The sequence below is a fragment of the Pectobacterium hainanensis genome (assembly GCF_046237015.1).
Classification (GTDB): Bacteria; Pseudomonadota; Gammaproteobacteria; order Enterobacterales; family Enterobacteriaceae; genus JBJYIN01.
The window spans coordinates 173,468-193,693 of sequence record NZ_JBJYIN010000001.1 but is presented as its reverse complement, the minus strand read 5'-3'; the positions used below and the strand labels follow the sequence as shown (position 1 = coordinate 193,693).

General features: G+C 47.9%; 18 protein-coding genes. 10 read left to right on the top strand and 8 right to left on the bottom strand.

Annotated features, from left to right (window positions below):
- Positions 1-76 precede the first annotated feature (76 nt).
- The 3 genes from ACKPVM_RS01025 to ACKPVM_RS01015 all read left to right on the top strand — a co-directional run bounded on the left by ACKPVM_RS01025 (position 77) and on the right by ACKPVM_RS01015 (position 5,569).
- The gene (locus tag ACKPVM_RS01025) at positions 77-1,360 is read left to right on the top strand and encodes an efflux RND transporter periplasmic adaptor subunit (RefSeq protein ID WP_409306294.1); all 1,284 of its coding nucleotides are present in this window, start codon (positions 77-79) and stop codon (positions 1,358-1,360) included.
- Between the two features lie 10 nt (positions 1,361-1,370).
- Positions 1,371-4,517, top strand: coding sequence for a CusA/CzcA family heavy metal efflux RND transporter (locus ACKPVM_RS01020; protein ID WP_409306293.1), 3,147 nt, complete (start codon positions 1,371-1,373; stop codon positions 4,515-4,517).
- A gap of 335 nt (positions 4,518-4,852) precedes the next feature.
- Positions 4,853-5,569, top strand: coding sequence for a DUF554 domain-containing protein (locus tag ACKPVM_RS01015; RefSeq protein WP_409306292.1), 717 nt, complete (start codon positions 4,853-4,855; stop codon positions 5,567-5,569).
- 48 nt (positions 5,570-5,617) lie between these two features.
- Here the strand turns inward: ACKPVM_RS01015 and ACKPVM_RS01010 are convergent, their stop codons facing one another.
- Positions 5,618-6,016, bottom strand: coding sequence for a YjaA family stress response protein (locus ACKPVM_RS01010; RefSeq protein WP_409306291.1), 399 nt, complete (start codon positions 6,014-6,016; stop codon positions 5,618-5,620).
- Positions 6,017-6,212: 196 nt separating this feature from the next.
- Between ACKPVM_RS01010 and nadA the strand changes: the two genes are divergently transcribed.
- A complete protein-coding gene (gene nadA / locus ACKPVM_RS01005) occupies positions 6,213-7,274 on the top strand; it encodes a quinolinate synthase NadA (RefSeq protein ID WP_409306290.1) in 1,062 nt (353 codons plus the stop codon).
- Between the two features lie 74 nt (positions 7,275-7,348).
- Positions 7,349-8,074, top strand: coding sequence for a nicotinamide riboside transporter PnuC (gene pnuC, locus ACKPVM_RS01000; RefSeq protein ID WP_409306289.1), 726 nt, complete (start codon positions 7,349-7,351; stop codon positions 8,072-8,074).
- Between the two features lie 13 nt (positions 8,075-8,087).
- Here the strand turns inward: pnuC and zitB are convergent, their stop codons facing one another.
- Positions 8,088-9,011: a CDF family zinc transporter ZitB gene (gene zitB, locus ACKPVM_RS00995; RefSeq protein ID WP_409306288.1), complete on the bottom strand. Its 924-nt coding sequence runs from the start codon at positions 9,009-9,011 to the stop codon at positions 8,088-8,090.
- Positions 9,012-9,258: 247 nt separating this feature from the next.
- Here zitB and aroG point away from each other — a divergent pair, with 247 nt between their 5' ends.
- Positions 9,259-10,314 (top strand): 3-deoxy-7-phosphoheptulonate synthase AroG, encoded by a 1,056-nt coding sequence (aroG, locus tag ACKPVM_RS00990; RefSeq protein ID WP_409306287.1) that lies wholly within the window; start codon positions 9,259-9,261, stop codon positions 10,312-10,314.
- A 115-nt stretch (positions 10,315-10,429) separates the two neighbouring features.
- Here the strand turns inward: aroG and gpmA are convergent, their stop codons facing one another.
- The 5 genes from gpmA to modE all read right to left on the bottom strand — a co-directional run bounded on the left by gpmA (position 10,430) and on the right by modE (position 16,042).
- Positions 10,430-11,182, bottom strand: a complete 753-nt coding sequence (gpmA, locus tag ACKPVM_RS00985) for a 2,3-diphosphoglycerate-dependent phosphoglycerate mutase (RefSeq protein ID WP_409306286.1) — start codon at positions 11,180-11,182, stop codon at positions 10,430-10,432.
- Between the two features lie 196 nt (positions 11,183-11,378).
- Positions 11,379-12,425, bottom strand: a complete 1,047-nt coding sequence (gene galM / locus ACKPVM_RS00980; RefSeq protein WP_409306285.1) for a galactose-1-epimerase — start codon at positions 12,423-12,425, stop codon at positions 11,379-11,381.
- Positions 12,426-12,507: 82 nt separating this feature from the next.
- Positions 12,508-13,524: a UDP-glucose 4-epimerase GalE gene (gene galE, locus ACKPVM_RS00975; RefSeq protein ID WP_409306284.1), complete on the bottom strand. Its 1,017-nt coding sequence runs from the start codon at positions 13,522-13,524 to the stop codon at positions 12,508-12,510.
- Positions 13,525-13,685: 161 nt separating this feature from the next.
- Positions 13,686-15,164: a molybdate ABC transporter ATP-binding protein ModF gene (gene modF / locus ACKPVM_RS00970; RefSeq protein ID WP_409306283.1), complete on the bottom strand. Its 1,479-nt coding sequence runs from the start codon at positions 15,162-15,164 to the stop codon at positions 13,686-13,688.
- Between the two features lie 86 nt (positions 15,165-15,250).
- Positions 15,251-16,042, bottom strand: a complete 792-nt coding sequence (gene modE, locus ACKPVM_RS00965) for a molybdenum-dependent transcriptional regulator (protein ID WP_409306282.1) — start codon at positions 16,040-16,042, stop codon at positions 15,251-15,253.
- Between the two features lie 204 nt (positions 16,043-16,246).
- Between modE and ACKPVM_RS00960 the strand changes: the two genes are divergently transcribed.
- From ACKPVM_RS00960 to modC, 4 genes are all read left to right on the top strand, one after another.
- Positions 16,247-16,402 carry an AcrZ family multidrug efflux pump-associated protein gene (locus tag ACKPVM_RS00960; RefSeq protein WP_409306281.1) on the top strand — a complete coding sequence of 52 codons (156 nt, stop codon included), beginning with the start codon at positions 16,247-16,249 and terminating at the stop codon, positions 16,400-16,402.
- Between the two features lie 173 nt (positions 16,403-16,575).
- Complete coding sequence (gene modA, locus ACKPVM_RS00955; RefSeq protein WP_409306280.1) at positions 16,576-17,349, top strand: molybdate ABC transporter substrate-binding protein; 774 nt, start codon at positions 16,576-16,578, stop codon at positions 17,347-17,349.
- Positions 17,349-18,038: a molybdate ABC transporter permease subunit gene (modB, locus tag ACKPVM_RS00950; RefSeq protein ID WP_409306279.1), complete on the top strand. Its 690-nt coding sequence runs from the start codon at positions 17,349-17,351 to the stop codon at positions 18,036-18,038. Before modA ends, modB begins: the two co-directional genes overlap by 1 nt.
- Positions 18,038-19,096 carry a molybdenum ABC transporter ATP-binding protein ModC gene (gene modC / locus ACKPVM_RS00945; RefSeq protein WP_409306490.1) on the top strand — a complete coding sequence of 353 codons (1,059 nt, stop codon included), beginning with the start codon at positions 18,038-18,040 and terminating at the stop codon, positions 19,094-19,096. The genes modB and modC overlap by 1 nt, the downstream gene beginning before the upstream one ends.
- A gap of 62 nt (positions 19,097-19,158) precedes the next feature.
- On the opposite strand, the gene ACKPVM_RS00940 is transcribed toward modC, so the two are convergent.
- Complete coding sequence (locus ACKPVM_RS00940; RefSeq protein WP_409306278.1) at positions 19,159-20,139, bottom strand: LacI family DNA-binding transcriptional regulator; 981 nt, start codon at positions 20,137-20,139, stop codon at positions 19,159-19,161.
- Between the last annotated feature and the right edge of the window lie 87 nt (positions 20,140-20,226).

Below are 20,226 nucleotides of genomic sequence, written 5' to 3'. Positions count from 1 at the left end.
GGTTATGGCAGATATACCCGTCATACTTCATCAATCACGCCTACTGGGATAGGCTATAAACTCAGCGGGAATAATAATGATTTCTTTAAAATTAAAATATGCTGTAGTGACTGTGAGTAGCCTTGTTATCGGAGGGCTTATATCTGTTAGTGCTTACCAGTATTTCAATTCAGCGGATAAAACGGCGATCCAACCATCGGAGCGGAAAGTGCTGTTTTGGTATGACCCGATGAAGCCTGATACCAAGTTCGATAAACCAGGAAAGTCGCCGTTTATGGATATGGATCTTGTGCCCAAGTACGCCGATGAAGGGGGCGCTGAGAACAACAACGGTATCCGTATCGATCCAACTCAGGTTCAGAATCTGGGGCTTAAAACAGAAAAGGTGAGTAAAGGTCGCCTAACGTATTTTCAGACTATCCCTGCCAATGTCAATTTTAATGAATATCAGTTTGCCATCGTTCAGGCTCGGTCGGACGGATTTATTGAAAAAGTTTATCCGCTGACTATCGGAGATAAGGTGAAAAAGGGAACACCTCTGGTAGATATTACCATTCCTGCCTGGGTGGAAGCCCAGAGTGAGTATCTTTTGTTGCAGGGAACAGGCGGCTCGGCAACACAGCTTAAAGGTGTACTTGAACGGCTTCGTCTTACCGGCATGTCGGAAGAGGATATCCTCCGCTTACGCACGGCTCGTACCATTCAGACTCGCTTTACGATTAAAGCACCTATTGATGGTGTGATCACCGCGTTTGATTTGAGAACCGGGATGAACATTTCAAAGGATAATGTTGTGGCTCAGATTCAAGGAATGGATCCGGTCTGGGTGAGTGCCGCAGTCCCTGAGTCTATTGCCGCTCTGCTTAAGGATTCTTCCCAGTTTGATATCACCGTTCCGGCTTACCCGGATAAGACTTTCCATATTGAGAAATGGAGTATTCTCCCCAGCGTTGATCTGACGACCCGGACGCTTCAGGTTCGTTTTCAGGTAGATAATAAAGATGAATTACTCAAACCAGGCATGAATGCCTATCTCAAGCTCAGCACTCAGAGCCAGGAAATGTTGCTCATTCCCTCTCAGGCTGTCATCGATACCGGTGACGAACAGCGCGTTATTACCGTAGACAACGATGGTCGTTTTGTTCCTAAAGCAATTCGAATCTCGCATGCGTCGCCACGACAGACGGGGGTAGCGGCTGGGTTGAGTGAAGGGGAATCTATCGTTGTTAATGGCCTTTTCCTGATTGACTCGGAAGCCAATATTTCGGGTGCCTTGGAACGTATGCGCCATTCGGATAAGCCAGAAAGTTCGACGCCAGAGCACGCTGACCATTCTGCAAATGCACATGCTGGTCACTGAGGAGACGACGATGATTGAATGGATTATCCGGCGTTCGGTCGCCAACCGGTTTCTGGTGATGATGGGGGTTTTGTTCCTGAGTGTCTGGGGAACCTGGACGATCATCAATACGCCCGTTGATGCGTTGCCTGACCTCTCCGATGTACAAGTGATTATTAAAACCAGCTATCCAGGGCAGGCACCGCAACTTGTTGAGAATCAGGTAACTTATCCTCTGACGACAACCATGCTTTCTGTACCCGGTGCAAAAACGGTACGCGGTTTTTCCCAGTTTGGTGATTCCTATGTGTATGTGATTTTTGAAGACGGCACCGATTTGTACTGGGCAAGGTCGCGCGTACTGGAATATCTCAATCAGGTTCAAGGGAAATTACCCGCCGGAGTCAGTTCAGAGATTGGCCCTGATGCCACCGGTGTAGGTTGGATTTTTGAGTATGCGCTGGTCGATCACAGTGGCAAGCATGATCTTGCGGAGCTACGTTCTCTTCAGGACTGGTTTTTAAAATTCGAATTGAAAACCATTCCTGATGTAGCGGAAGTTGCCTCCGTGGGCGGAGTGGTAAAACAGTATCAGATTCAGGTTAACCCGATGCAACTGGCCCAGTACGGCGTTGGTCTTCAGGAGGTTAAACAGGCGCTTGAGTCTTCCAATCAGGAGGCTGGTGGCTCTTCGGTAGAGATCGCAGAAGCAGAATACATGGTCCGCGCCAGCGGATACCTCAAAACCATTGATGATTTTAATCATATTGTTCTTAAAACGGGGGAAAACGGCGTTCCAGTCTATCTGAGCGACGTAGCCCGTGTTCAGATCGGACCGGAAATGCGGCGTGGCATCGCAGAACTGGATGGTGAAGGTGAGGTGGCCGGTGGCGTGGTGATCTTACGTTCAGGTAAAAATGCCCGCGAAGTCATTTCCGCGGTGAAAGATAAGCTTGAAACGCTGAAAAACAGCCTGCCGGAAGGGGTGGAGGTGGTCACGACTTACGATCGTAGTCAGCTCATTGATCGTGCGATTGATAACCTTAGCGATAAATTATTGGAAGAGTTTATTGTCGTCGCCATTGTTTGTGCGCTGTTCCTCTGGCATGTGCGCTCAGCGCTGGTTGCGATCATCTCGTTGCCGCTGGGCCTGTGCATTGCTTTTATCGTCATGCGTTTTCAAGGACTGAATGCCAATATCATGTCACTGGGAGGCATCGCGATTGCCGTTGGGGCGATGGTGGATGCCGCTATTGTGATGATAGAGAATGCACATAAGCGACTGGAAGAGTGGGAGCATAACCATCCGGATGAGCAGATAAACAATGAAACGCGCTGGAAGGTGATCACGGATGCGTCGGTTGAAGTGGGTCCTGCATTGTTTATCAGTCTGCTGATTATTACGTTATCGTTTATTCCGATTTTTACGCTGGAAGGACAGGAAGGTCGTCTATTTGGTCCGCTCGCCTTTACTAAAACGTACGCTATGGCTGGTGCGGCAGCACTGGCTATTGTGGTGATCCCTATTCTCATGGGATTCTGGATTAGGGGGAAAATTCCGGCTGAAACCAGTAATCCACTGAACCGTTTTTTGATCAGAATTTATCACCCCTTGCTGCTCAGGGTACTTCACTGGCCAAAACTGACGCTGGTGGTTGCGGTGTTATCGATTTTTACCGTGATATGGCCATTGAGTAAAGTCGGGGGGGAATTCCTGCCAAAAATGAATGAAGGCGATTTACTCTATATGCCGTCAACGCTGCCGGGCGTTTCGCCAGGGCAGGCCGCTGCACTTTTGCAGATAACGGACAAACTCATTAAAACGGTACCCGAAGTCTCATCGGTATTTGGTAAGACGGGGAAAGCAGAAACGGCAACTGACGCGGCTCCGTTGGAGATGGTGGAAACCACCATTCAGCTTAAGCCGGAAGATCAATGGCGTCCGGGCATGACGTTGGACAAGATTATTGAGGAATTAGACACAACGGTCCGTTTGCCGGGGCTGGCTAACCTCTGGGTTCCGCCGATCCGTAATCGTATTGATATGCTATCCACCGGGATTAAGAGTCCGATCGGTATAAAAGTATCAGGCACGGTGCTCTCGGATATTGATGAAACGGCCCAGCAAATTGAAAATGTGGCTAAAACGGTTCCTGGCGTTGTTTCCGCGTTGGCTGAGCGTCTGGGGGGCGGGCGCTATATTGATGTGGATATTCATCGGGAGAAAGCTTCACGTTATGGAATGACGGTGGGGGATGTGCAACTGTTTGTCTCTTCTGCTATCGGAGGGGCAATGGTAGGTGAAACCGTCGAAGGCGTGGCGCGTTATCCTATCAATATTCGTTACCCCCAGGGATTTCGTGATGGTCCAGAAGCGCTGAGGCAGTTGCCGATACTCACACCGATGAAGCAGCAAATTACACTGGGTGATGTGGCTGAGGTGAAGGTTGTTTCCGGCCCGACAATGCTGAAGACCGAAAATGCGCGTCCTGCCAGTTGGATCTATATTGACGCTCGTGGCCGTGACATGGTCTCTGTTGTCAACGATCTGAAGACTGCTATCGGTGAGCAGGTTAAGTTTCGACCCGGCATCAGCGTCTCTTTCTCTGGACAATTTGAATTGCTGGAGCATGCCAATAAAAAATTGAAGTTGATGGTTCCCATGACGGTGATGATCATCTTCATCCTGCTTTATCTGGCATTTCGTCGCGTTGATGAAGCGCTTTTGCTGCTGATGAGCCTGCCGTTTGCGCTGATCGGGGGGATATGGTTCTTGTATTGGCAGGGGTTTCATATGTCTGTCGCGACGGGGACAGGGTTTATTGCGCTGGCGGGGGTAGCCGCAGAGTTCGGTGTCGTGATGTTGATGTATCTGCGTCATGCTATCGAAGCGGATCCTGCATTATCCAATAAGGATACATTTACCTCGGATAGGCTTGATGACGCGTTATACCACGGTGCCGTATTGCGGGTGCGGCCAAAGGCGATGACCGTGGCTGTCATTATTGCCGGTCTTCTGCCCATTTTATGGGGAACTGGCGCGGGCTCAGAAGTGATGAGTCGTATTGCGGCACCGATGATTGGCGGTATGATCACTGCGCCATTGCTATCGCTGTTTATTATTCCTGCGGCCTATAAATTGATCTGGTTACGTCGGCATAGCAACCATTCTTATTAGCCGCAGAAAACTCGCGGCACAGATCCATCAGGTTGATAATCGGGTCCCGGCTGGAAGCTGGGACCCCACGCCAATAACGTTGGCAAAAGTAGCGTGTGGATGATACCCCGAGTCACTTGTCTCGCAGCCATCTCTGTTTGAATCCGTCTCTCTCCGCACTGCCGTTGCCGTTTTTTAATGTTCTCCTTTCACCTCCACTTTGGGGTATATTATGTTTTTTAATCCCTCGCTATAGCGCCGTAAAGCCCATCCGGTCATTTATATTTCAAAACCTATAGTTGTTGTGGAGTCGTCGCTACGGAAACGTATGTTTTGCCGTGGTTAGGGAGATTTTTATGGTTGGTCCTTTGATTAATGGTGCTGCTATCCTGATTGGTGGCGGCTTGGGTATTGCATTACGTCGTTTTATTCCACAACGCTTACAAGATGGTTTGCCTCCGGCATTTGCCATGGTGTCTATTGCGATGGGAATTACGCTGATCGTAAAAGTTCAGCAATTACCCGCAGTGGCGCTGGCAACGGTTATCGGTGTTGCCGTTGGTGAGTTGCTGCGTATGGAATATGGCGTTCAAAAGTTTGGTGTGTTTATCCAACGAATGTTAAGCCGTGTTTTGCCTACGCCTGAACACCGGTTGCCACAGGATGTTTATACACAGAATTTTACGGCACTTATCGTATTGTTTTGTGCCAGTGGTACGGGGGTAGTTGGTGCATTAACAGAAGGGTTGACCGGTGACTATCAGTTATTGATTATCAAGTCGGCGCTGGATGTGTTTACCGCACTGATTTTCGCCATTACGCTGGGTTTCGCGGTGATGTCGATAGCTGTCCCACAGTTGATTATTCAGGCTTTGCTCTTTTTCTCCGCTAAGCTGATTATGCCGTTTATGACCGATATCACGATGGGCGATTTCTCCGCCTGTGGTGGCATTATTATGGTTGCCGTAGGGCTGAGGATTGCTCAGATTAAACTCTTTGCGGTTGTCAATTTTCTGCCAGCGTTAGTACTTATTATCCCTATATCCCTTTACTGGCACCGGATTTTTGGCTAGTGCTCTTCTGTCACATTGGCTAGCATTCGATGGCGATATGGCGATCGCTTAACGGCTGACAACACCGCTCTGTTGGCCGCTAACTATCTGAATAATCTCCTGATCGGTTAACAAGGCTGGTTTACTGCATACGTAAATTTGCTTTCCTTGTGGGCTAATAGTTTTGGCAAGTTCGATATAACTGGCAAACTCAACCTGACTGTGTCCTCCTTCATTCATCTCCATCGGATGAATAATCACTTTATGAGGAAAGAAGCAATTGACGAGTCGTTTGGGTGCGGCCTTTTTGGTTAATTGTTGCAGTAATTTCATCGCCGGAATCATTTGCCCGAGCAGCAACCGTGCTGTGGTAAACGGTGTTTCCGGTTTTCCCGTCACTTCTTCCCCAGTATCCACATTTCTGACGATCAACGTATTGCGATAAATTTTGATATAAATATGCGCCACTGAATCTCCCGTTTCCTTGATGAATGATTTATAACGTTGTTTTTAGCAGAGTAAACAATTAAGCCATGGTTATGTAAAAATAAAGCGACTTTAGGCGTTTTTTTCGGTATTTTGTTTAGGATAAAAAACACATGAGAGTAAAACCGATGCGGAAATGTTCGTTCGGTATTCTACATTGTCATCATGGAAATCCATAATGAGTATCCTTTTCGATAGCAATGAAACAATTTACCCCTTCCCCGCGAAGCCAAAGCCTCTGTCTGCCGAAGAAAAGCTGCATTACCGTAGCAGGATAAAATCCTTACTGCAGCAGAGAAATGCGGTAATGGTTGCTCACTATTATACCGATCCGGAAATCCAATCATTAGCGGAAGAAACGGGAGGATGTGTGGCGGACTCGCTAGAAATGGCGCGTTTTGGTCGTTCGCATCCCGCGTCAACGTTGTTAGTGGCGGGTGTTCGCTTCATGGGCGAAACAGCGAAAATACTCAACCCCGAAAAAACGGTACTGATGCCGACGCTGGAGGCCGAATGTTCGCTCGATCTTGGCTGTCCTGTTGAGTCGTTTAATCAGTTTTGTGATAGCCATCCCGATCGTATTGTCGTGGTGTATGCCAACACATCCGCGGCGGTTAAGGCGCGAGCGGACTGGGTCGTGACGTCGAGTATTGCGGTTGAGTTGATTGAGCATCTTGACAGTCTGGGACAAAAAATCATTTGGGCGCCAGACCGCCATTTAGGAAACTATGTGCAAAAACAGACTGGTGCTGATGTGCTGTGTTGGCAGGGAGCCTGTATTGTTCATGATGAGTTTAAAACTCAGGCGCTGAAACGCATGAAAGTACTTTATCCCAATGCGGCAATTTTAGTGCATCCAGAGTCCCCTCAAAGCGTTGTTGAAATGGCAGATGCGGTGGGTTCGACGAGTCAGTTGATTCAAGCGGCAAAGACGTTGGCCCAGAGAGAACTGATTGTGGCGACCGATCGCGGTATTTTCTACAAAATGCAGCAGGCATGCCCAGATAAAACATTGTTAGAAGCGCCGACGGCGGGGGAAGGAGCTACGTGCCGTAGCTGCGCGCATTGTCCCTGGATGGCAATGAATGGCCTTGAGGCAATTGCTCAGAGTCTGGAGCAACAGGGGGGAAATCATGAAATTCATGTTGATGAATCACTACGTAAAGGCGCGCTCATTCCATTGAACCGGATGCTGGATTTTGCGGCAGAACTAAAATTACGTGTACGCGGGAATGCCTGATACCGATATTTTTTGTTATGTCTTGATTAAAAACATAACAAATTTTATTTAATCAATAAGATAGGGTGGCGGAGATGGACTTTTTTAGTACCAGTAATATCTTGATTCATATTCCATTGGGTGCGGGAGGATACGATCTTTCTTGGATTGAAGCGATTGGCACAGTGTTTGGTTTGCTGTGTATCTGGCTCGCGAGCCTGGAAAAAACCATCAACTATTTGTTTGGCTTGATTAATGTCACCCTGTTTGCGGTGATTTTCTTCCAGATTCAGCTCTATGCAAGCCTGTTGTTGCAGATTTTCTTTTTCGCTGCCAACGTATACGGCTGGTATGCCTGGACGCGTAAAACGGATGCCAATGAGATCGAACTCAGGATCCGTTGGCTTCCCTTGCCTAAGTTGATTGGCTGGTCTGCGGTGAGTGTTATCGCGATTGGTTTGATGACGGCCTACATCGATCCGGTTTTTGCTGTACTGACGCGTGTTGCGGTATCAGGGATGCAAATAGCAGGAATGGATATACAGATGCCAGAATTGCAACCTGATGCATTCCCGTTCTGGGACTCAACCATGATGGTACTATCTATTGTGGCGATGTTATTGATGACACGTAAATATGTTGAAAACTGGCTATTGTGGGTCGTGATTGACATCATCAGCGTCGTGATTTTTGCTTATCAAGGGGTCTATGCCATGGCCGTGGAATACGTGATTCTGACGCTGATTGCGATGAACGGTTCGTGGATGTGGATTAAAAGCGCTCGCGAAAACCGCTCGGCCCCACTTGCGCGTGGAGCCTAATCATCGGATCAACCTATTCGTGATGGTGATGATGACGAGTTGTGGGATGAATATCGCAATGGTCATCATCACAGTGTTGATACTCCATTTGGATCGTTGTGTGACCAATCTGATAGTTTTGTCGTAAGTATTCCTGAATCCGTTTTAGCAAAGCGTCATGGTCGTGAGGCGGAATGATCTGCGCATGTAGCGTCATCATCGGTTGTTCGCCAATCTGCCATATGTGTACATGATGAATATTTCTGACTTCGGGGATATTCATCGTTAAATCTTTCTTCAGTGATTCAATGCTTATCGCACCGGGTGTCCCTTCCAGCAGTTCATGAATACTCTCTTTCATCAGGGACCAGGCGCTACGTAGTACCAGACAGGAGACTAAAATCGACAAAATAGGATCGATAGGCGTCCAGTTGGTCAGCAAAATAATGAGTGCAGCGATAATAGCACCAACGGAACCGAGTAAATCACCCAGTACATGTAATGCTGCCGCACGGACATTGATGTTTTTCTCTCCGCTACCGTGATGCAATAACCAAAACGCGACGATATTCGCCAATAAACCGCCGACGGCAACCAGTAACATGGGAATACCCGCCACAGGTTGGGGTTCATAAAAACGTTGGATCGCTTCCCAAACAATGAACGCAGTAATGACTAACAGCGTTAGGGCATTGACGAATGCGGCAAGCGTAGTGAAACGCAAATAGCCAAACGTATGACGAGAATTTGGTTTCTTTTGGGAAAAATGAACAGCCAGTAGCGCGACAAATAAAGCGGCGGCGTCAGTTAACATATGCCCAGCATCGGCAAGCAGCGCTAAGGAGCCAGATAGCAACCCGCCTACTACCTCTGCCACCATAAAGGTAGCCGTTATAATAAACGCAGCCAGAAGACGCTGACTGTTGCCTGACTCTGCATGGTTATGATCGTGTGCCATCGTTTGACCACCTAATTAATTTACCCACATTCGGATGCTAAAGTGACGATATGCTGAAAAGGTAAGAATATTTCATGGTGAATAGGATTTCATCGAATAATATTGCTCGAATTTAGCGCCATGATGCCACCTGATTGACATATAATGCGTGAATATCACTGTTTCTCAAGCTTGCAGCTGTCTTGTGTACGAGCGATACGCGTTGCGTGTAAGCTAAAAATACCGTTCTGGAATCGATGGAATTACTATGAATTACCAAAATGATGATTTAAGAATTAAAGATATTAAAGAACTTTTGCCGCCGGTTGCTCTGTTGGAGAAGTTTCCCGCTACGGATAAAGCTGCGGAGACGGTATCGTTCGCGCGTACTGCTATCCATAAAATCCTCAACGGTAACGATGATCGCTTGCTGGTTGTTATTGGCCCTTGCTCTATTCATGACCCAAAAGCGGCCAAGGAATATGCTGCTCGTTTGCTCAAGTTGCGTCAGGAATTGAATGACGACCTGGAAATCGTCATGCGGGTTTATTTTGAAAAACCTCGTACGACAGTTGGCTGGAAGGGATTAATTAACGATCCGCATATGGATCATAGCTATCAGATTAACGATGGTCTGCGTATCGCCCGTCAACTGCTGCTGGAAATTAATAGTTTGGGGCTGCCCGCGGCTGGTGAGTTTCTGGATATGATTACGCCACAGTATTTGGCAGATCTCATGAGCTGGGGAGCGATAGGGGCGCGTACCACCGAGTCTCAGGTTCATCGTGAATTGGCTTCGGGCTTGTCTTGTCCGGTTGGGTTCAAGAATGGCACGGATGGTACAATCAAAGTAGCCATTGATGCTATCAATGCGGCCAGTGCGCCACACTGTTTCTTGTCCGTGACGAAGTGGGGGCACTCCGCGATCGTTAACACCAGTGGTAACAATGATTGCCATATTATCCTGCGTGGCGGTAAAACGCCGAATTACAGCGCTGAACATGTGAAAGATGTGAAAGTGGGTCTGGAAAAAGCAGGATTAAAACCGCAGGTGATGATTGATTTTAGCCATGCCAACAGTAGCAAAAAGTTCGAAAAGCAAATGGAAGTCTGCGAAGACGTGAGTGGTCAGCTTGCTCAGGGTGAAAAAGCGATCGTGGGTGTGATGGTGGAAAGCCATCTGGTTGAAGGTAATCAGAATCTGGAAGGAAACGAGTCGTTGGTCTACGGACAGAGTATCACTGATGCCTGTATCGGCTGGGAAGATACTGAAGTGTTGTTGCGTCAGTTAGCGGCCGCCGTGCGTGCGCGTCGCAGCAAATAACGATCGGGTTATGATCACAAAAAACCGGCTTATTAGCCGGTTTTTTTATGGAGGTAATAAATCTTACCTTCAGGTTATTAGCGCAACATTTTCATGCGTTTGAGAATGTCTGAGATTACTTGGCTTTACCCTGATTTGCTACGGCTGCTGCTTTTGCTGCGATTTCGTCAGCATTGCCCAGATAGTAGTGTTTGATTGGCTTGAAGTTTTCATCGAATTCATAAACCAGCGGTACACCGGTTGGGATATTGAGCTCAAGAATTTCATCTTCACCCATGTTGTCCAGGTATTTAACCAAAGCACGCAGTGAGTTGCCGTGAGCAGCGATAATAACGCGTTCACCACTCTTGATGCGTGGCAGGATGGTTTCATTCCAGTAAGGCACAACACGTTCAATCGTTAGCGCCAGGCTTTCGGTCAACGGCAGCTCTTTATCACTCAAAGATGCATAGCGCGGATCGTGTCCAGGGAAACGTTCATCTTCACGAGTCAGTTCCGGTGGTGTCACCGCGAAGCCGCGACGCCATTGTTTTACCTGATCATCGCCATATTTTTCAGCGGTTTCGGCTTTATTTAAACCTTGCAGCGCACCGTAATGACGTTCATTCAGTTTCCAGGATTTTTCAACTGGTAGCCAGGCTTGATCCAGCTCGTCCAGTACATTCCACAGTGTATGGATGGCACGTTTCAGCACGGAGGTATAGGCGAAATCAAAGGCGAAGCCTTCTTCTTTCAGCAATTTACCGGCGGCTTTAGCCTCTGTGCGACCCTTGTCGGACAGATCAACATCGTACCAGCCCGTGAAGCGGTTTTCGTTGTTCCACTGGCTCTCACCGTGTCTTACCAATACCAGCTTAGTTACAGCCATAGCTAAACTCCTTCATATCCTAAGATTTCTGTGATAACTCATTTCATTATAGGGGCGGAGAGCGGTGATCGGCAATGGATTGTCAATAAGGACGTCATTTATCCGCATGCTATTTGTTCGAAATCACGTACTGCTTTACCGTTTCAGCTTTTTCTCACGCTGATGTCGGGCACTTGGTCAGAGGTGGCTATCTTCGTCATTGAGTAAAAAATTGATAAATGGTTTCAGAACGATAGACTTTGCCTGGTTTTAGCCAACAATCCGGTTGTGGCCAGTTCGGATGATTAGGGCTATCCGGTAAAAATTCACTTTCCAGTGCCACACCAGCATGATTTTTGTAGGTTCCACCTTCTCTTGATGGCGTGCCGGATAAGAAGTTTCCGCTGTATAGCTGTAATGCAGGCGCACTGGTAAAGACACTCATCATTACCCGGCCATCTGATGACCATAGATTGGCTGCTGGGCTTTCACTGGATCCGCATGTTCTATGTAATAGGTAAGCATGATCGTAGCCGCTCACCGCAACCTGATCGTCATCCCGCAGGAAATCCTGTTCCAAAGTCTTTGGGTGCCGGAAATCCATTCCTGTCTCTTTAACCTGTTTAAGATCAGCACAAGGAATACCCGCACTATTTACCGGTAAGTAGTAATCGGCAAACAACTGTAACTGGTGTTTTCGGACATCGGTTGTGCCGCCGTCAAGGTTGAAATAGGCATGATTAGTCAGGCAGACCGGGCAGGTTTTCTCTGTGACGGCCTGATAGGTGATTTCCAGTGAATGATGTTCCGTCAGGCGATAACAGACTTGCACATTGAGCTGTCCGGGATACCCCTGATCGCCGTCTGACGAATAGAGTTGGTAGGTAATCTGTGAGGCATCTTGACTGAGGATGGTCCAGCGTCGAGCATGAAACCCTTCAGGTCCTCCGTGTAATTGATGGATATCCTGATTGGCGGTGAGAGAATAGGTTTCATCACCACGGGTTAGCGTGGCATTGGCAATGCGATTAGCGTATCGACCAATTGATGCGCCGAGGTAGGCACTCTGCTGGGGATATTGCTCTGGCGAAGCACATCCTAATAGTACCTCTCTGACTTCTCCCTCTAGAACGGGAATCTGGCAAGAAAGCCAGGTTGCCCCCCAATCCATCAGGCAAACGCGCATGCCAGCCAAATTCTGTAAGGTAGTTAATTGAAATGGCTGACCATCGGGTGCTAACGCTGCCGTTTTTTCATTCAACATGACCAACTCCTGTAGATGACCGACCAACATCGCATAATGTTAGTTTATGCGATGTTTTGATGTTTTTTCGTCCGAGTAACGTTTAGTCCGGATAACCATAAGGATGTGTGGACTGCCAGCGCCAAGTGTCTTGCGCCATCTCTTCCAATGAACGGCTGACCCGCCAGTTTAGCTCTCGCGCTGCTTTCTCGGCATCAGCCCAATAAGCGGCCAAATCGCCTTCACGGCGCGGCACAAAGTGGTGGGCCAGCGGTTTGCCGCAGGCTTTGCTGAAAGCATCGACCACTTGTAATACGCTATAGCCCACGCCAGCGCCAAGGTTATAAACATGTACGCCAGCGCGATCTTGCAATGCTTTCATCGCGGCAACATGTCCATCAGCCAAATCAACGACATGGATGTAATCACGCACGCCTGTGCCATCTTCTGTTGGATAATCATTGCCAAAAATGGCCAGTGACTCCCGACGACCAACGGCAACCTGAGAGATATAAGGCATCAGGTTATTAGGAATACCCTGTGGATCTTCACCCATCTGGCCTGACGGATGCGCACCTACCGGGTTGAAATAACGCAGTAGTGCGATGCTCCAATCAGGCTCAGCTTGCTGCAGGTCCCGCAGAATTTGTTCCACCATCAATTTACTACGGCCATAAGGGCTAGCAGGGTGACCTGTCGGGAAACTTTCCTGATACGGAATCTGAGGCTGATCACCATATACGGTAGCGGAAGAACTGAAAATCAGGTTTTTCACGCCAGCCTTTTTCATGGCTTCCACCAGTGTTAGGGTGCCGTAAACGTTATTATCGTAATAACTAACCGGTTTGCGGACAGATTCCCCAACGGCTTTCAGACCGGCAAAATGGATCACCGTATCGATAGCATGGCGAGAAAATATGTCATTCAACAATGCAGTATCACGAATATCCCCTTGGTAAAAGTCGGGCGTCTTACCCGTTAATTGCGCGATAGTTTTCACTACGCTGGCTTTGCTGTTACATAAATTATCAAGAATGATAGGGTGGTGTCCTGCCGTGAGTAATTGCACGCAAGTATGACTACCTATGTAACCGCTACCACCAGTAACTAAAACGTTCATAATGACCTCTTTTGTGACAACAAAGCAGAAAATAACACGACTTTATACAGTGAAAGGTGATCTATAACGAAATCCTGAAACTTGAATTGTGTAGAGTATAAACACATTCTTTCTTTGATATATTTATTTTTGTGGTAGCGTTATCATCCCTGGTTTAGGGGTTATATATCCTTATTTCCTTCTATCTGATAGCGATAGATATCGCCTTCAGCGAGAAATGTCAGGCGGTGAGTGATGCATTTCGGGGCATCTTCAGCGTGGTGAGAAACGAAAAGCAATTGCGTATCGCCTTCACCAATTAAGATATCCAGCCAGCGAAGAACCAACTGACGATTGAGCGGATCCAAACCTTGTAACGGTTCGTCCAGAATTAACAGCGCGGGGTGCTTTACCAATGCTCTGGCGACCAGAGCTAGACGCTGCTGGCCCCAGGATAATGACTGAAAGGGGCTATCCGCTATCGCACCATCAAGGCCTAACAGCGCCAGCCATTGATCGGTGAGCTGCCGTTGACGATCGGAAATAGCCTGATAAATCCCGATAGAGTCGAAAAATCCCGATAGGATAACGTTACGAACGCTGACACTGACTCGATAGTCCAGATGTAAGCTGCTGCTGACGTAACCAATATGGCGTTTGATATCCCAGATCGTTTCTCCGCTACCGCGTCTGCGGCCAAACAGCGTCAGGTCATTACTGTATCCTTGTGGGTGATCGCCAGTAATCAAACTCAACAACGTTGATTTTCCTGCGCCGTTAGGACCGACGATTTGCCAGTGTTGACCACTCAGCACTTCCCAATTTAATCCATGTAGGATGGGGCGATCGTTATATTGAACGATGCCATTACGCAGTGTAATCAGTGGACGGTTAGTGGGTAATTTGGTGTGCCGCAATGGATCTTCAGGTTCGGGAATTGACGTGCCGGTTAATTTTTCGCTATAAGCCAATTGTGCAATCAACGCGTCAGAGAAAATCTTTTCGCGTTCGCCAATGCGAGTTAATGTGCAGTCGGCGAGAATACCGACATGGCTAATAAAAGAAGGGATATCATCGAACCGATTGAGGATCAGGACCAAAGTGCAACCATCGTCGGCAAGTTGTGAGAGTTGCTCAGCCAATTGCTGACGCGAAGCGACGTCCAGCCCGTCAAACGGTTCATCCAGAATGAGTAAGTCGGGGTGGGGCATCAGCGCCTGGCATAACATAGTTTTGCGTGTTTCGCCGGTAGAAAGATATTTGAATCGGCGAGTGAGAAGATGTTCTATACCAAACTGTTCGGCAAGTAATTGACAACGAAATTGATCTTTCACGTTATCCTGAATGACGTCGGCAGTTGTGCGCCCGGTATCGTCTTCGCCATCGCTGAGCATGTCGGTGTTATTACGTTGCCACTCTTCGGAAACCAGCTTTTGTAATTGTTCAAATGATAGCCTGACGATTTGGTGGAAATTGCATGTCCGTTCACCGCTCAGAATGGGCAAATCACCGGATAATGCGCGTGCTAATGATGATTTTCCGCTGCCGTTTGCGCCCACAAATGCCCAGCATTGCTCTTGTGTTACCGCTAGATCATCCAGTCGTAGCATTCGCGTATCACTTAAACGAAACAATCCTTGCGATATTTTTAATAACGACATTTTTTATCCTTTCTCAGCAGAGCGATAACCTATTCTTATCATGAGAGACCTTGGCTGGGGGCTACCGGTGTGACCACATCGTAGCGCTAACAGAGGGTCGCGATAATCACCTGATCGGCATTAAAAGATGCCTTGACGTCCATACCCAGTTGCAAGCCCTGTGCTTTGACGGCTTCATTAGGCACGGTTGAGCACAGCGTTTCTCCTCCGGCCAGCGAGATCAATACTTCACTGTTGTCGCTGCCTGTTTCGAGGGTGCTGATTTGACCGGTGAGAATATTATCGGCCTGTATTTCAGGGAAATCGGTGGCGTAGACATTTACCCAAGGAGCCTTAATCAGCACTAACACTTCTTTCCCGGTATCCAAACGCAGACGTTCCGCACTTTGACGGGTGATCAGTGCGCTAACCGTTGTTTTACCGTCGGCGAGCAAAATGTCCAGATGTTGTTGAACGGCTTGATGGCTGCGTGCAAGCACGGTTCCAAAAAATTGGTTGCGAGCGCTGGTTTGCAACGAAAAACGTGCTATTGCTGCTAACAGACTATCCAGCGGTAGCCCATCCTCTTGCAGTACATCGAAGGCTTTTTGCTGAATCTGAGCCAGTAAATCATAAAGTTGGAGCAGGCGTTCGCCATAGCGGGTGACCTGCGCACCGCCGCCGCCTTTACCCCCCGTCATGCGATCGACAATGGTTTGTTCAGCCAATTGGTTCATCTCGTTAATGGCGTCCCAGGCGCTTTTATAACTGATTCCTGCCAGTTTGGCCCCTTGACTAATGGAGCCGGTATGGCGGATTTGTTTTAGGAGTTCGATGCGCCGGGGATCGGCAAATAAACGCTGTTGAAGTTTTAAGGTAAGGAGAATTTCAGCCTGCATAGGGAAAGTCCACGGGTGACGGATGTAATAAAGGGTATTGTCGCTATTTTTTTCATCAGGGGCAAATCGCACAAATGGACGTATTATTTTCTTTCATTACGGTAAACTGTTGGTATGTAAGTATGACTATGCTAGTTTACGGCGAGGCTGTACGTTATGTGAACGGCAGACGTAGCCCTGATGATTGTGATAAGTGAGGTGAGCATGTTGGAGTTATTAACTAGCCTGTTGTTTGCGGTGGCGATGGTTCCCGTGATGATGGCGATCATTCTGGGTGCTATTTATGGTCTGGGTGAAGTGTTTAATGTTTTTTCAAGAATCGGCCACTCTGATCACCAAGCTGTTAAAAAATCACATTAATTATCGATTTTTTAGATTCATGTCCGGCGTTGTGCCGGACGTTATCTACCCCTTCATTACGCCTGCATCTACCCCCTAATAATTGTTTATGTCCCTGATAAATTAGGTGACATAGTTTGATTCAGCGCTATAGTATGCTCTGTATAACGATGATAACGGTCAGGAGATAAATAATGAAACAGCAATGGTTGAAATGGTTTGCTGCGCTGACAATTAGTGCAGGGATGGTATCGTCGGCGTTGGCTGCGGAAGAAAAGGTCACTGTATTTGCTGCCGCTTCGCTGACTAATGCTTTACAGGAAATTGGTGCCCAGTATCAGAAAGAAAAACAGGTAACAATTGTCGCGTCTTATGCCTCTTCTTCAACGCTGGCACGTCAAATTGAGCAAGGTGCGCCTGCTGATATGTTTATTTCAGCCGATCAGCAATGGATGGATTACGCTCAAGATAAAAAACTGATGGATAATGACAGCCGTCATACGCTGTTAGGCAATGAGTTAGTTGTGATTGCGCCTAAATCCAGCGCACAAAAAGAGATCACCGTTAATGAAAAAACGGATTGGAAAAGTCTGCTGAAGGGGGGGCACTTGGCGGTAGGCGATCCTGATCATGTGCCTGCGGGTCTTTATGCTAAGGAAGCACTGCAAAATTTAAAATCATGGGATGAGCTTTCCCCGATTATGGCGCGTGCTAATAACGTGCGTGCTGCCATGGCGTTAGTTGAACGCGAAGAAGCTCCTCTGGGGATCGTTTATGGTTCGGATGCAGTGGCCAGTGATAAAGTTAAGGTTATTGGCGTATTCCCGGCAACCAGCCATAAGCCAGTAGAATATCCGATGGCCATTGTGAAAGATCACAAGAACGCAACGGTTAGCGGGTTCTATGACTATCTGAAAACCCCCGAAGCGGCTGCAGTCTTTAAACGTTATGGATTTACTCCTCGTTAATGATGCTGAGTGATTATGAATGGCAGGCGGTTGAATTAAGCCTCAAGGTTTCTGTTGTGGCGGTGGCATGTAGCTTACCGTTCGGAATATTGATGGCGTGGATTCTGGTGCGTTGCCGGTTTCCTGGTAAATCGCTTCTGGACAGCATTATCCATTTGCCACTGGTGCTGCCGCCAGTGGTAATTGGGTATCTGCTGTTGATCGGCATGGGGCGACGCGGTGTTATTGGTGCGTGGCTCCATGACTGGTTTGGTTTCAGCTTCAGTTTTAGCTGGCGTGGTGCGGCATTGGCATCGGCTGTTGTCGCTTTTCCCCTGATGGTGCGAGCAATTCGTTTGTCACTGGATGCTGTGGATACGCACCTTGAACAGGCTGCGAGGACGTTAGGTGCCTCACCGTGGCGAGTTTTTTTCACTATCACATTACCCCTTTCCTTTCCTGGTATTGTTGTTGGCACGGTATTAGCGTTCGCGCGTTCGTTAGGCGAATTTGGTGCGACGATTACGTTTGTTTCCAATATTCCGGGTGAAACCAGAACGATACCGCTGGCGATGTATACGCTGATTGAGACGCCAGGTGCGGAAGCTGATGCGGCCAGGCTTTGTATCATCGCAATTGTTTTATCACTGGTGTCGTTACTGGCATCCGAGTGGCTGACGACATGGAGTCGTAAGCGGTTGGGGGGATGATGCTAAAACTTGATTTTGACCAGCAACTGGGGGCGCTTTCTCTTAGCGTCAGCGCAGAATTACCCGCCAACGGTATTACGGCCATCTTCGGTGTTTCCGGTGCGGGTAAAACATCGTTGATTAATGCGATTGTCGGTCTAACTAAGCCTGACTCTGGGCGTATTGTATTGAATGACCGGGTGCTGGTTGACACGGCGCAGCACATTTCTCTGCCGCCGGAAAAACGACATATTGGTTATGTTTTTCAGGACGCTCGTCTGTTCCCCCATTATCGTGTTCGCGGTAATTTATGTTATGGCATGTCTGCTGTGATGAAGACACAGTTTGACGACATCGTGGGGTTACTGGGTATTGAACCGTTGTTGAACCGCTATCCATTGACGCTATCTGGTGGTGAGAAACAGCGCGTAGCCATTGGTCGAGCATTGCTTACTGCACCAGAATTGTTATTGATGGATGAACCGCTGGCATCGTTGGACTTACCCAGAAAACGTGAGTTATTGCCTTATCTGGAACGGTTGGCTAAGGAAGTAAAGATTCCTATTCTGTATGTTACGCATAGTATGGAAGAAATCGTTCGGCTGGCGGATAGCGTATTGGTGTTGGATAGTGGCAAGATCAAGGCGCAAGGTAAATTGGAAGACGTTTGGGCCAGTAGTGCGTTACGTCCCTGGTTGCCACACGATGAGCAAAGCAGCATTCTGAATGTCAGGTTGTTGGCTCATCACGAACGCTATGCGATGACGGCATTGTCGTTAGGAAAACAGCAACTGTGGGTGGCGAAACTGGATGCTCAGCCGGATGCCGCCTTACGCATTCGCATCAATGCTGCCGATGTTTCATTAGTGCTTACACCGCCAGAGGTCAGCAGTATTCGTAATATCCTGCCGGTTACTGTCGTTGAGTTTATTGATGTCGATGGACAGGTAGAGGTCAAACTCCTCATTGATAGCCAAATTTTATGGGCACGAATTACGCCTTGGGCGCGCGACGATCTGGCATTACATCCACAGCAGCAGCTTTATGCGCAAGTGAAAGGCGTATCGATTACGGCATAAACATATGGTTGTAAGGCCAGAATGCGTGGTCATCGTATGATGTGTGCCGTTTGTCGGGTTTGTTAACTCGACGCCCGTTCAATAAATTTCCAATCAAGTATGCGCTTTTCCGTTTCGCTATCAGGGTGGTCAATCTGTGCCAGCAGCAGTTTGACGGCTTGTCGACCAATATCGGCCGAAGGCTGTTGTATGGTACTCAACTGAGGGGAAGTTATATAACCTAGTTCGACGCCATCGAAGCCAATGACAGCAATATCGTCAGGTACACGCAATCCAGCATCACTGATAGCACTGAGTGCACCAGCCGCTAAGGTATCGGATACGGCGAAAACCGCATCTGGTCGTTTTTCCGTGTTCAGTAATGCTGACATCGCCGTTTTTCCACTTTCATAGCTCAGTGTGCTGGCATATTCGACCGTGCAATAGTCGAGCTGGTTTTCAGCAACGACATCGCGATAACCTTTTTCACGTAACTGAGCATAGAGGTAATTCATATCGTGATTAATCATCGCGATATGACGGCGGCCCTTGGAGAGAAAATGGTTAATGACGAAACGAGATGCTTCAACATCATTGATACCGACGGACGAAATGGAGGAGCGATCATCATGTTCAGCACATTGCACCCAAGGCGCATCACCGATAATGTTCTGAAGTTCTGACAGTGTTGATATTGCGTCCATGGTGATGACCCCATCGACCATTTTACCTGACAGAAGTTGTAAGCTGGATTGAGCACGGACGGTATCAGAGCCTGAATTGCAGAGAAGAATGCGATAGCCATTCTTTTCAGCCTCCGCTTCTATTCCTTTAACGACATCGGCACAAAAAGGATTCGCAATATTGGAAACCATAACGAGCAGCATATGGCTACGAGCGGTGCGTAATTGTCTGGCTAGCAAATTTGGCTGGTAGTTGCTTGTTTCTATTGCGTTTAAAACACGTTCGCGGTTTTTAGGTTTAACCGTACCGATGTTATTTAACACCCGAGAAACGGTTGCCACCGATACACCGGCGATCCGTGCTATTTTTTGAATCGACATAATTCAGAAGGCGCTCGTGCTCACTTATCATAGGTCAGGCAGATTATCATAAATCGAGAGTTGGCTGAATCGCCTCAGATCAGCAAC